The sequence below is a fragment of the Aureispira sp. CCB-QB1 genome (assembly GCF_000724545.1).
Lineage (GTDB): Bacteria > Bacteroidota > Bacteroidia > Chitinophagales > Saprospiraceae > Aureispira.
Map to the genome: position 1 here is coordinate 13,383 of NZ_JHBV01000027.1, position 12,895 is coordinate 26,277.

A 12,895-nucleotide genomic window follows, 5' to 3' on the forward strand; every position below is an offset into this window, starting at 1 on the left:
AAAGAATTGTAACAATATATAAAAGAAGTAGAATGGGAAACTGTTCTACTTTTTTTGTTTTGTAGACTATTCTAAAGTTTAATACTCCGTTGCTTTTTTAGTTTTTCTACGACCCCGTAGGCTCACGAAGTAAAAACATAAAAAAGTATCTTGCATTAGTTTAGCTTTGTTACTTCCTTCGGTCGTGAGCTCGCACAGCTCGGTTCGCTGCTACTTCGTGGTACTGTGTGAGGGCTTTGCCGTTGATTATCCGTCTTTTAGTGTGAAGGTTGGTAGGAATGTATGTTGTTGATAATTAAATTAATACGATTTTTAATGGAGTAATGAAAGTTAGTAGTTACAATTCTTTAGTTCTCTGAGTTTGGATTCGTTTTATATCTCATAGTTGATAACCTTGAGTAGATTTTTTTTGTTAAACTTTTAAACTAGTTGTTAATAAAGGAATCTAAGTGACTAAATGGAACAATTTTTTCTTGTATTAATATGATAATACATACAATTTAAGTTTGTAAAAATCGTTGGAGCGACTATGTTTTGTGACTAATCAAAAATACTTGAGTAATAAATTAAATGCCTAATGCCTTCAACAATAGTTCGTAGAAACCACGAAGTAGCAGCGTAGCTAACTACTACTTCAAAAGACGTTATAAAAATAGATATTAGACATACGATAAAAAATACAGACACACCACTAAATATTAAGTATATGAAATCCACTTTTATTCTTATTTTCTTTTTCTTTATTTACTCCCAAAGTCAAGCACAAGTAACTTCAGATGCATTATTGTTTAGTGAAAATCACCAAACAGTAACCGCTCGCTCAATGGCTTTGGGGAATGCTTTAGGTGCCTTAGGTGGTGATATGTCAACAGCAAATCTCAATCCCGCAGGTATGGCTATTTATAGAAGAATGGAATTGGGGCTTTCGCTAGGAGCTATGTTTGATAATACAACCACTAATTTTTTAGGGAATCAAACAAAAGACCGCTTGTCGCAATTTTCATTTGGTAATGTAGGGTTGGTAATTGCTGCACCTACAAGACGAAGCAGAACCGACTGGAAGTCGGTAAATATTGGATTGACGTTCAACCGAATTTCTAATTTTGCGCGTAATTTTACCTATCAGGGCGTTTCTACTGGTTCTAGAGTACAATCATTTGCTGAGAACTCAGCAGGGGTATCAACTAAAAACTTAGATCCTTATGAAGGTTGGTTGGCGTATAATGCTTATCTGATGGATAGCGTAGCTGGAGGATATATCCCTAATGGAGGACTATCTGACACGAGCTATACGTATAAGTATCAAAATGTAAGAAGAACAGGTGGTGTCAATGAGTTAGGATTTACAATTGGAGGAAATTACAACAACAAACTATATTTAGCCGCAACGATAGGAGTTGACTTTATGGAAATGAACGAAGATCGTTTGTATCAAGAAACGAGTGATAGCCTAGATTTTCGTGCGTTGGATTTTACCGAAAATCGAAATGTCAAAGGGACAGGAATAAATCTGAAAGTAGGTATGATATATCGAATTAATAAGCTTGTTAGAGTTGGTTTTGCCGTGCATACACCAACCGCTTATCGTTTAATAGATTCTTACAATACTGGTCTTTATGGGGAAATTGTGTACGATAGTGTTTTGCAAAAAACAAACTATGCAATGGAAGATGCAGAGCCTTATGTCTTACAACATGATTTGGCAACACCTTGGGTGTTTATGGGAAGTGTTGGTGTTGTTATTCCTAAACGAGGTTTTATTGGACTAGATGTAGAATACAGTGATTATGGTTGGGCGTCCTTCTCCTTATTAGCTGACGAACGCACAGCAGCCAACAATCAATTTATCAATGATTTGAATCGTCGAGTAGAATCTAGTTATAAAGGAGTGCTAAAAGCTAGATTAGGAGCAGAAATAGCCTTGGGCTTAGCTCGCATTCGTTTGGGATACCAGTTTCAAACCTCACCTTATGAAATTGGCATAGATGGCGTAACAGATTTGCGCCATGATATTAGTGCAGGATTTGGTTTAAGATGGAAGCATTTTTATTTGGATTTTGCTTATTCTCATACGCTTAAAGATTTTGAGTATTCTCCTTATACATCCTCTACAACTATCCAACGCATAACAGGAGCTTCACAAACTGGGCACGCGATGTTGACTATTGGAGCATTAATTTTTAGAGATAGATCCGATTCTTAAAGTGTTGCAAAATAAGTTATTGAAAACTGATGAAGCTTGCTGGCTTAATTCAAGGCTTTGGTCAGTGGCGAAAAATATCTGAAAACTCTATAAAAACGCACGCATTTTCAAGTATATCTGAAGATGTGTGCGTTTTTCTTGTAGAGCAATTACCCCACGACCTGAATCTTAGCAAACTTGAGCATAATACGCTTTTCACCAACGCCATCTTCAAAGAAAATCGTAGCAACTTTACTACTACCATTGCCGTCAATAGCCACGATTTTTCCACTACCAAAACGCTCATGCAAGATCTTGGCTCCCGCAACGATTTGAGATATTGGGCTTGCTTTGAAATTAGCCATTTTTTGAGCCTGCTTGTTATTCCCTTTATTCATAGGGCTAAAGCGATTTCTATTCTTTTTAGGGAATTGAGATACTTTGGCTCTGGCGGTTGTGCTAGACAGATCTAAATATTTAGGAGAAATTTCTTCTAAGAAACGGCTAGAGTTATTATACACCATATTGCCAAAACGATAACGACTAGAAGCATAGGATAAGGTTAGTAGTTGCTCAGCTCTTGTGACAGCCACATAGAACAAACGGCGTTCTTCATCAACAGCAGCACGAGCATTTTTAGCCCGTAGTGACATCATGGATGGGAATAGATTCTCTTCGAGTCCTACAATAAAAATTGATTTGTATTCTAACCCTTTGGAAGAGTGTACCGACATAAGTTTTACACGTTTCACTTCCTCTTCATCTTTGTCAATATCGGTCAATAAAACCACATTTTGAAGATAACTGGCTAAGCTTTTGTCTTCTATGTTGGTGTTGAATTCATCAATTTCATCGTCTTCTACAAAAGCTTTAATACCGTCCAATAACTCTGTTACGTTTTCAACTCGATTTTGTGCTTCTACAGTTTTTTCTTTTTGAATATCTTTGATAATGCCTGTCATTTTGACGACATATTTTGCCAATTCATAAGCTGTAACTTCTTCCATCCGTTGTTGAAACATTTCTATTTGTGCTACAAATTGCTTAATAGAATTTTCTGTACGCTTAGGTAAAGCAGCATGTTGGACATTTGTTAGAATCGTCCAAAGGGATAGGTTTTCATTTTCTGCGATTGTTGTTAATTTAGCAATTGACGTTGCCCCAATTCCTCTAGTAGGGTAGTTGATAATTCGTTTTAAACCTTCTTCATCTTTTGGATTAACAATTACTCTCAAATAGCCTAAAACATCTTTTACTTCTTTTCTATCGTAAAAAGAAGTCCCCCCATAAATTTTGTAAGGAATACGATGCCCTTTTAGTGCTTCCTCAAATACACGAGACTGTGCATTGGTTCTATATAGAATTGCAATGTCATCATTGGTAATATGATAGCGATTTTTTTGTTCTACAATCATATCAACAACTTTGCGAGCTTCTTCTGTATCTGTCATGGCGCGAATAACCCGAATTGGTTCTCCCCCGCCTTTAGACGTAAAAATTGTTTTCTTGATTTGTTTGCTATTTCTAGAAATGATATCGTTGGCCGCTTGGACAATATAATTGGTAGAACGATAATTTTGCTCTAGCTTAAAGACCGTAATGTCAGGAAATTCTTTCTCGAAATCGAGAATGTTTTGAATGGTTGCTCCACGAAAAGCGTAGATACTTTGAGCATCGTCTCCTACCACACAAATATTCTTAGTACTTCCTGGGTAAGTAATCAATTTTTGAATGATAGAATATTGCAATTGATTGGTATCTTGAAACTCATCTACTAAAATGTATTTAAAGCGTTTTTGATACTTTTCTAAGACGTTTTCGGGGTTCTCATCTAGCAAACGATACATTTGATACAACAAATCATCAAAGTCCATAGCGCCAGAGCGCATACATTTTTTTACATAAAGGTCATAAATTTTATAAATGTAGGGCATTTTTCGCTGTTTGTCCTCTTTGATACGTTCTATATCTAGAGCATAGTCTTCTGGAGAAACTAAATTGTTTTTAGCCAAAGATATGCGACTATAAACAGCAGATGCATTATAAACTTTACTATCAAGCCCTCGTTTTTTGACAATTTCGGTAATGGCACTTTTCGCGTCTTGACTATCATAAATAGAAAAGTCTGAAGGGAAGCCAATTTTGGAAGCTTCACTACGTAATATTCTAGCAAAAATAGAGTGAAACGTACCTGCCCAAATATTGTTGGCATTATCTCCAGCTACTTTGGCAATACGCTCTTTCATTTCCTTGGCAGCTTTGTTGGTAAAAGTTAGTGTCAAAATTTCCCAAGGAGGAATACCAGATTCTATTAGATGAGCAATTCGAAAGGTCAATACACGTGTTTTGCCTGATCCAGGACCTGCTATGATTAATGCAGGACCAGTAATGTGGGTAACTGCTTTGCGTTGGATTTCGTTGAGTTCGTCCAAATAGCTCATAATGTGGTTATTGTTTCGATTTTGTTAAAATATGCTAAAATATGTCGTTAAATAGGGTTTTCTTCCAAAAAGGAGAACAAAAGTACGAATTAATCTGTCTTTAATAATAGAAATAGAGTTAAACAAACTAAAAAAAATGCTTATAATTTTTAAATGTGGGCATGATTTTTATCTTTTTAAGAAGAAGGAGTAATCCACTATTAAGAACCGAGTTTGCGTGTTGATGACCAACCAATGAGCTCACAGAACGCAGCTAGTCACTAAAGGATGTAAACTAGTAGTAGCAGCGTTAAGAATTAAGTAATCGTTCAGAAAAAGTATAGGAATCACGCAGTAGTAATGCAACTAAGTATCCCTATTGTTGCGCTACTCTGTATCGTGCAACTTTGCTTTAGTTGGCTAGTAATAAAGACAAAGCAAGACTTGTTCTCTTCGATCAGCACTAAAAAGTAAGACTATTTCTATCTATTCACTGTAAGGCGAATGGAGTGAAAGAACCCAAAAGAAAGTAAACTTGTATTTTGTTACCTCAGTTGAATTATCCCAAAAGTATAAAAGGTATCAAAAAAGATTAACTCCTTGATTAATGGCGGTCAGTGTTTTGATGAAAAGAGGGAATTTATCAGAAAAAAACGAGTGCTCTAACTTTTAACAAAAAAACATGAAATTATTAGACTATTTAAAAAATTCACTATCTGAAGGATATCGAGAAGAAGGAAGAGTTGTTAGCTCAGAGCCTATACAAAGATCAAAGGATTATTGTTTGGGATATGCCAAGTGGTTAAAGACCAATAAGCATCAAGCAATGTTAGAGAAATTGTATAACGCTTCTTTAAATCAAAAAGATTTTGATATACCAGAAGATCCTGCAATTAATTTCTTAATGATTCCTAAAATCAATGGATTTACATTGCAATATGATGCTAGGAGATGGAAAGAGGAAGATTTTAAGTACTTATTTGAATATTTTGCTACCTGCTTAATGCAAGAGCATGGTTTTGAATTAGTTGCTTCTGCTAAAGAGGTTGCAAAGTATACCGACAGGGTAGAAACGGTAGAACGTTATAAACTTAAAAATGTAAAGGATGAGGTTGATTACAGTGATGTCCTTGTGCGTTTGTCGCTAATTGACAACGAGGTGAGTACAATAAAGTTCTGCGCAACTTGTACCAAAAAGCGTATTACGAACTTATCGCATCTTCTCAAAAAAATAGCTGCTGCCTGAATGAATGAGTTCAATGATTCAGAATAGGTGAAGTTGTTTTAAAATATTTTAGTGTTAGAGACGAATCTCTTGATTGTACCGAATAATAATTTTGGCGCGTATCTCTCCAAAAGTAATTCAATCTTTTCTTGTCTAATTATTGTAACTAAAGTAATATTTTTGCATTTTACACTTAAAGTAAATCGTCAAGAGAAACCGTACTATAAGAAATTGTTCTTTTTAGTGCGAAAACTTTTGGACAATTACTTAAGAATCTATTTTGTCCGTATTCAAAACAAACAAGTAATATGCGTTTATTTATATTAATGATAGGAGCTGCTTTATTCTTAGGCAGTTGTACCACCAATTATGAGGTAAAAGATTTATATGGTAAGTGGATGGGAGAGAGCATGGGGTTCACATTTAATGAAGACGGTACTTGTGAAATTTTTATCAATGGGGAAAAAGACCCTAGAGAAACCTATTGGCGTGATGCAATGGGAAATACATTAGAATTTACAGCAAATGGCAAAGTGATCTTATCAAATGTAACGGTGAAAAGCCTAAAAGATGATATTTTAACCGTTGAAATGCGTCCTCTACTGACAAAACGAGATGTTGCGACTGTAGTTCATGAAATGAAACGAGTAGAATAGTTGGATGAACAAAAAAGCATTTTTTACCCAAAAGCTATTGGAGTGGTACCATCCTGATGACCGCCCTCTACCGTGGAAAGCCATTAAAAATCCTTATTTTATTTGGCTTTCTGAAATTATCTTGCAGCAAACTCGTGTTCAACAAGGGTTGCCATACTACCAAAAATTTGTAAAAAAATACCCTACTATAGTAGATTTGGCAAATGCTCCCGAAGACGACGTGTTTAAACTTTGGGAAGGTTTGGGGTATTACTCTCGTGCAAGAAATTTGCATTTTGCAGCAAAGACAGTTGCAACAACCTATCAAGGAAATTTTCCTACAACCTATCAAGATATTCGTTCCTTAAAAGGAGTTGGTGATTATACAGCAGCAGCAATAGCATCTTTTGCTTATGATTTGCCCCATGCTGTGGTTGATGGAAATGTGTATCGAGTACTTTCCCGTTTTTTTGGTATTAATACTCCTATAGATACCACGGCAGGCAAAAAAGAGTTTAAACAACTAGCCGATGAATTGTTGGCTTCCAAACAAGCTGCACGTTATAATCAAGCTATTATGGATTTTGGGGCTACTCATTGCACTCCAAAAGAGCCTAATTGCACGAGTTGTTTGCACCAAAAGCATTGTGTAGCATTTCAAGAAAATCAAGTCACAGAATTACCTGTTAAATCCAAAAAAATAAAAAAGAGAAATCGCTACTTTTATTATTTGGTTCTAAAGCAAGAAACAAGTCTTTTTATACGCAAACGCAGCGAAAAAGACATCTGGGCAAACTTATACGAATTTCCACTTATAGAGTTGAACCAAGAGGTAGAAGGATTGTTTTTGTTAGAAGCTTTGGAAGAAACACTAATTTGGAAGACATTGTTTGAAAATCAGCCTACTGTACTGAATGGTGTTTCTAAGAAATACAAACAAACTTTGTCACACCAAAAAATAACCGCTCTCTTCTTAGAAATTGAAGTAAAACCTTCTTTTTTTTATGAAAACAAGAATTTAATAGCAATAGAACGAAAAAAAATTAAGAACTTTGCTTTCCCAAAGATTATTAGTAATTATTTGGAAAATATGAAGCTGTCGTTTTGATCCTCTATCTTGTCATAGAGGGAGATAAAGGATGCAATTTTTTTTATACAATGAACTTGTAGGGCAAATTAAAAAAAAAAAAAATAATTTTCTATTAGATAGAATCTAATAAGTTTGATGGCGCAAAAGAGATAGACATTTTTTCGCTAAAAAAAGCAACAAAAAAAAAATGCCTTCCGTTGAATATTGGCAGCATTGAGATCGAAAATTGCTAAAAACTTTGACGTTCTGAACATCAAAACCTTAAATTTTTTTTGTATATTTAAACAAGATTCATTAATCTATTAACATTTTATATTACATGGTAAATAAAGTTACCTTAATCGGTCGATTGGGGAAAGATCCAGAAGTTCGCACATTGGAGAGTGGTACTAATATTGCTAAACTATCTTTGGCAACAGACGAGTCTTATAAGGACAAGAGTGGCGAGTGGCAAACTATTACGGAGTGGCATAACATTATTATGTGGAGGGATATGGCCGAACGTGCAGAAAGAATGCTGAAAAAAGGCTATTTAGTGTACATCGAAGGTAAATTGACCAACCGTTCTTGGCAAGATGAGAATGGCAATACAAAATATATCACAGAAGTTCGTGCCAATACCTTTAGGTTGTTGCGCAGCGAAATGAATGGGGATAGAACCAATGGGCAAGTGTCAAAGCCCAATAATGTTACAACAACAACAGCGGATGCTTCTGACGATTTACCGTTCTAAGCAATAGAAATATATCTGAAACCAAAGTATTAAAGCTTGCTTTGGTTTCTGATTTTTTATTTAACTAATCACTTAACTTTTGGAAACCGAGCCTAGTCATATATTTGATTGGTATCAATTTACTCCGATTTTACTCACTGGGTCTTATTCAGTGATAATTCTGAATACCATTTCTATATGCTTTTTGTTAGTGTGTTCTGGACTTTTGTCTGGTTCCGAAGTTGCCTTTTTTTCTTTGGGGCATCAAGATAAAGCTCAACTGATCGAGGAGCAAACTAGTGCGGCATCTCGTATTTTAGCACTATTAGATAAACCAAGGTATTTATTATCCACTATTTTAATCGCCAACAATATTATTAATATTGCGATTATTTTAGTATCCAACTCTTTATTAAAACAATTATTACCATCTAATCTTAGTGCATTTTTACATTTGCCAGCTTGGACAAATGAGCCACTCAACTTCATGATCAGTGTTGTTGCAGTTACCTTTTTGTTGGTGCTTTTTGGTGAGGTAGCTCCCAAAGTTTACGCCAATCAAAACAGTATGAATATTGCTCGATTTATGAGTGGACCATTAACGGTCATGAAAAAGATGTTTCATCCTCTCAGTTTAATCTTGGTGAATAGCACACAGTTTGTAGAGCAGCGCTTAAGAGATAATATGAATCAAAAAGCGATTACGCAAGAAGATATTGCTAGCGCTATTGAATTGACAGTAAAGGACAATAAGTACGCTGAGCAAGATGTAGATATTCTCAAAGGTATTATTCGTTTTGGCAATACGTCTGCTGCCGAAATAATGAAACCTAGGATGAAGGTTGTTGCTATGGGAATGGAATCTACTTTCGAAGAGTTGATTGCTGTGTTTAGAGATGAGCCTTATTCTAGAATTCCTATTTATGAGGAAGATTTGGACCAAGTGAAAGGAATTATTCATGCCAAAGATTTGCTTGAATACCTAGGTCGTGAAGATGAAGTAAACTGGCATGAATTGATTCGTCCTCCTTTAATTACTCCTGAGAAAAAGAAAATTGATCATTTATTTAATGACTTTCAGGAAAAACGGACGCATATGGCTATTGTTGTGGATGAGTATGGAGGAACAAGGGGAATTGTTACCATGGAAGATGTCTTGGAAGAGATTGTCGGGGAAATATTGGACGAATTTGATGATGTAGAAGAAAAAATCTATAAAAAAATTGATGATTATACCTACGATTTTGATGGGAGTACGCCTATACTAGAAATTTGTCGTGTATTGGATTTGAGACCAGATTTTTTTGATGATCAAAGAGAAGGGGCAGAAACTATTGCGGGATTGGTTTTGGTACTGAATGGAACAATGCCTAAGGTTAACACCACGATTATGTGCAAGGACTGTCAACTAAAAACTCTGGCTGCTAGTGCTCGAAGAATTGAAAAAATTCGTATTGTTTTGCCCGAAACAGATAATATCGACTTACTTTCCTCCGTTTCTGAAAAGTAATTTCAGTTAAAAAGATTCGTCTTAGATAGCTACAAGCAAGTTGCAAAAATTTATATCGCCTTGTTTTAGCTAAAAAAAAAATTAATCCAACCAATATGCGTTTATTGCTCTTGTCTATTGTTTTGATGCTTACTATAGCTTGTTCGGAAGATCGGATTCCAATACCCAAGCCAAGAATGTATCCTAAGGTAACTTATCCTGAACGTAACTATGTGTCCTTTGATAAGGATTACTGTGCCTTTTCTTTTGAGTATCCTGACTATATGAAATTCGAAAAAGATAGTATGTTAATCAACCAAGCTGCAAAGCACCCATGTTGGTTTACAATGCAGTTGCCTAGTTTGTATGGAAGCATACACTTTACGTATACAGACATAGGAGGCGACTCGGTGGATCAAAAATTGTTTGATGTACTATCGGACTCTTATATACTATCTGAAAAACACAATATAAAAGCAACTGGACGAACTACAGAAGATTTTATTGACAAGGACAGAAACTTGTACGCAATCACCTTTAGTGTTGATGGAGATGTTGCTTCTCCCTATCATTTTAGGCTAACCGATAGTTTAAATCATGCCGTATGGGCTTCTTTGTATTTTAATACCAAGCCCAATGCAGATTCTATGGCACCAATCGTTGCTTTTGTAAAAGAGGATTTAGAAAAGGTTATTAATACCTTTGAGTGGAATGAAAATTAAATAAAATATGCATTATAAAAAGGCTAAAAAAAGTAATATAGATAAAGACAAGTTAATTTATGGGCGACATCCAATTATGGATTCTATTCATAATGGAATGTCCATTGATAAAATTATGCTTTCGCAAGCTGTTAAGGGAGACTATGAAAAAGAGCTACGGACTTTGTGCAAAGAACGTAATATTCCTCTACACATTGTGCCTAAGGATAGAATTAGTAACATAACACAGAAAAACCATCAAGGAGTTTTAGGGTTCTTATCATACATAGAATACCAGTTAATTGAGGATGTTTTTCCTTTGATTTATGAAAAAGGTGAAGTGCCTTTGGTTGTTGTTTTAGATAGCATTACAGATGTTCGTAATATGGGAGCTATTGCCCGTTCTGCGGAAGCAATGGGAGCACATGCTTTGATTGTTCCTTTTAAGAAAACAGCTCAAATTAATGCAGAGGCTTTAAAAACTTCTGCTGGAGCTTTGTCCAAAATTCCTGTTTGTAGAACTGCGAGTTTAGGAAATGCTATTGATTATTTGTTGATGAATGGTGTACAAGTTGTCGCAGCAGATTTGAGGGGAAAAGAAATGTTAGACGAGTTGGATATGACAATGCCAACAGCGATTGTAATGGGGGCAGAAGATGAAGGGGTACGCCCACACATTCTTAGAAAAGCAACCAGTTGGTTTAAAATACCTATGATGGGAACAACCGATTCATTTAATGTTTCGGTGGCTGCAGGAATTGTTTTGTACGAAGCTATCCGACAACGTATCAAACTTTAAGTTTACAGCAAGAATTCAACATATTTAAACGAATTTTACTATTCTTATTCAAATAGAAAAAAAACAAGCCCAAGCTCTGAAAAGAACTTGGGCTTTACTCATTTATAACAAATGAATAACCAAACTAATAAATTCTAACAAAAGAACAAAACTTAACTAGGGTCTTGTACGTGTCCAATGAAAAGGATAGAGTTTGTTTCTGTATCTTTTATTATAAAAACAAAGGGACGATTAGCATTGATTGTTCTTGCCACAGGAGGAACACTAGTAACCCCAATTCCAACCGCTGTAGAGCCAGCAGCTTCAACACCACCTTCATCTGTGGCAATGACTGTCTTGTGCTTGATTTTATCAATAAATAAGGGAGCATCTGCCATTTTTGATAAATTAGCTGCTGCAGGAGAGAAAGCTTCGTTAATACCTAAATCTTCCAAGGTGCTTACCAAATCAAAGTCGCTAGAAAAATCCCATTTAGGAATATGGACACTATAGTTCGAATTGTTAGGAGTAGGATACGCCAAATCATCAAACCATTGGTTTATTTTTGTTTTAGATAGCTTTTGTTTTACAAAATTATTAATGCCAATATTTTGATCTTTAGGCAATACAACAACCATGGAGCTTTGTTTGTCCTTGAAGAATAACTCAAGTACTTCAGCATCGGTATCTTCTGTAAATTTTAATTCATTGGTAGGAATTAATTCTGACATCATGTCTGTATTAACTGTACCAGAAGAAGTTTTGAACGATTGAGTTTGAGTCATTCCAGGTGTAAATTGGTGATTCCAATCTGCCTTAAAATATACAGCATTTACTAAAACACTTGCTGTTCGATCTGTAATAAAACCATTGGGAAGTAGCTCAGGAATCAATTGATTGGTTTCTTGGCTAACCCAATTATTGATTTGTTGTTTGGCAGCAGTACTTTGTGTAAAATCTGTTGCCACAACAGGAGCTAGATAGACGTTGTTCATTAAGCTTTCGAAATCTGGTAAGAAGCTCATGCTCGTATTGCGCCAAATTTTATTGACCACATTTACCTCACTGTTGGTTGGACTGCTCACATTTTGTTCAATGGTATTGGTCAACTGATTAAATGTTTGATGAAAGTTATTGTTGTTGGTGCCATAGCCCATTACGTTTTTCAATTCTGTAGCTGTATTGCCATCTGCTCCTGCATAAACCATTCCTAATGCGGTAGAAATACTATAAGGAGAGAGCATTTGATTTTGATTTTCATCAACTAGTTCTTGATAAATGTTTATAGCAAACTGGCTATTTCCATCAACTATTTGACTTTGTGTAATCGAAGGAGGATTTGGTGGGGGATTATTGATAGGTTCTACAGTTGATTTATTACATGAAACGACACCTAGCAAAAGAGCTGAAGCGTAAAAACTAATTTTGAAGCGATTCATAATTTGATTGTTTTTAGTTTGAAATTAAGTTGTACTAGTATCTTTTAGATAAGATTAGGTAATAATCAACGAACTACTAGTATGATAGCCAATACGTTTATCTTGTTACAAATGTCTTTGAAAAAATGCTTCCTATCAACTACAAAAAGGTTTAAATGTTTACTTTTTTGTTGGTGTTTTATGTTTTATGTTTTTGATAATTAGATTGTTGTGGGGTGTTTTTG

The 12,895-nt window shown here is 35.3% G+C and carries 10 protein-coding genes; 8 read left to right on the plus strand and 2 right to left on the minus strand.

The window, feature by feature from the left end; all coding sequences use genetic code 11:
* The first annotated feature begins 706 nt into the window (after window positions 1-706).
* Window positions 707-2,203, plus strand: coding sequence for a hypothetical protein (locus tag CG11_RS12960; RefSeq protein ID WP_052596837.1), 1,497 nt, complete (start codon window positions 707-709; stop codon window positions 2,201-2,203).
* Window positions 2,204-2,352: 149 nt separating this feature from the next.
* Here the strand turns inward: CG11_RS12960 and CG11_RS12965 are convergent, their stop codons facing one another.
* Complete coding sequence (locus CG11_RS12965) at window positions 2,353-4,623, minus strand: ATP-dependent helicase (RefSeq protein ID WP_052596839.1); 2,271 nt, start codon at window positions 4,621-4,623, stop codon at window positions 2,353-2,355.
* A 661-nt stretch (window positions 4,624-5,284) separates the two neighbouring features.
* On the opposite strand from CG11_RS12965, the gene CG11_RS12970 reads away from it, so the two are divergent.
* From CG11_RS12970 to rlmB, 7 genes are all read left to right on the plus strand, one after another.
* On the plus strand, window positions 5,285-5,848 hold the full coding sequence (locus CG11_RS12970; RefSeq protein ID WP_052596841.1) for a hypothetical protein: 564 nt from the start codon (window positions 5,285-5,287) through the stop codon (window positions 5,846-5,848).
* A gap of 287 nt (window positions 5,849-6,135) precedes the next feature.
* Complete coding sequence (locus CG11_RS12975; protein WP_156039760.1) at window positions 6,136-6,483, plus strand: hypothetical protein; 348 nt, start codon at window positions 6,136-6,138, stop codon at window positions 6,481-6,483.
* A gap of 4 nt (window positions 6,484-6,487) precedes the next feature.
* Complete coding sequence (mutY, locus tag CG11_RS12980) at window positions 6,488-7,570, plus strand: A/G-specific adenine glycosylase (RefSeq protein WP_052596844.1); 1,083 nt, start codon at window positions 6,488-6,490, stop codon at window positions 7,568-7,570.
* Window positions 7,571-7,871: 301 nt separating this feature from the next.
* Entirely contained in the window at window positions 7,872-8,285 is a 414-nt protein-coding gene (locus tag CG11_RS12985) for a single-stranded DNA-binding protein (protein ID WP_052596845.1), read from the plus strand.
* Window positions 8,286-8,436: 151 nt separating this feature from the next.
* Entirely contained in the window at window positions 8,437-9,774 is a 1,338-nt protein-coding gene (locus CG11_RS12990) for a hemolysin family protein (RefSeq protein ID WP_255351940.1), read from the plus strand.
* A 95-nt stretch (window positions 9,775-9,869) separates the two neighbouring features.
* Window positions 9,870-10,475 carry a hypothetical protein gene (locus tag CG11_RS12995; RefSeq protein ID WP_052596847.1) on the plus strand — a complete coding sequence of 202 codons (606 nt, stop codon included), beginning with the start codon at window positions 9,870-9,872 and terminating at the stop codon, window positions 10,473-10,475.
* Window positions 10,476-10,482: 7 nt separating this feature from the next.
* Window positions 10,483-11,253 (plus strand): 23S rRNA (guanosine(2251)-2'-O)-methyltransferase RlmB, encoded by a 771-nt coding sequence (rlmB, locus tag CG11_RS13000; protein ID WP_052596849.1) that lies wholly within the window; start codon window positions 10,483-10,485, stop codon window positions 11,251-11,253.
* A gap of 152 nt (window positions 11,254-11,405) precedes the next feature.
* Here rlmB and CG11_RS13005 read toward each other — a convergent pair whose 3' ends face one another.
* A complete protein-coding gene (locus CG11_RS13005; RefSeq protein ID WP_052596851.1) occupies window positions 11,406-12,671 on the minus strand; it encodes a serpin family protein in 1,266 nt (421 codons plus the stop codon).
* Between the last annotated feature and the right edge of the window lie 224 nt (window positions 12,672-12,895).